At 38.6% G+C, this 651-nt stretch carries 1 protein-coding gene; it reads right to left on the bottom strand.

The genetic code is table 11. The features are described from left to right. The coding region (locus FLA105534_RS00170; protein ID WP_246253122.1) for a condensation domain-containing protein at positions 1–651 on the bottom strand (651 nt) is incomplete at both ends.

The raw sequence follows: 651 nt of genomic DNA, 5'->3' as shown, positions 1-651 counted from the left end.
GGGGTTCCAATTATGATGTCGTCCTGACCTGTATATTTATGCAACAAAGCATTTATTCCTGCCATTAAACTCATAAACAAGGTAAGGTCCTGTTCTTTTGAGAATCTTTTTAATTTATCTAAAAATACTCTCGAAAACCGGTGTGTAAGACTATCACCATTATAAGTCTGAATTAATGGACGGGTTTTAAAACTTGGTAAATCCAATACCGGTAACTCGCCTGCAAATTGTTCTAGCCAATAATCTTCGGATGCCTGATATTGCTCCTGCTGTATTTCGTCATTGAGCCACACTGCATAGTCTTTGTACTGAAGGCTTAATTCCGGTAAGGCTATTTCGGTGCCTTGCGTTAGTGCATTGTAGGTTTTCACAACCTCTGATATCAAGACTTCTATTGACCATCCGTCTCCAATAATATGATGAAGGGATAAGAAAAACACATGCTCTTCTTCTTTTAATTTGATTAAAGAAGCTCTGACAAGTGGTGCTTGTTCTAAATCGAAAGGCTCATTGTTTATTGCTTGTAAATAATCTGCAATGGCTTCTCCCTGATTTTCTCTTGCACTATAGTCCTGCTCTGCTATCGTAAAGTTGACTTGCTCTGTGGGTACGATGTATTGTCGAACATCTCCGGACTGATCTGTTTTGAAA

This window comes from Flavobacterium collinsii (assembly GCF_902804485.1).
Classification (GTDB): Bacteria; Bacteroidota; Bacteroidia; order Flavobacteriales; family Flavobacteriaceae; genus Flavobacterium; species Flavobacterium collinsii.
The sequence above is the reverse complement of the archived record's forward strand: the minus strand, read 5'-3'. Positions and strand labels throughout refer to the sequence as shown.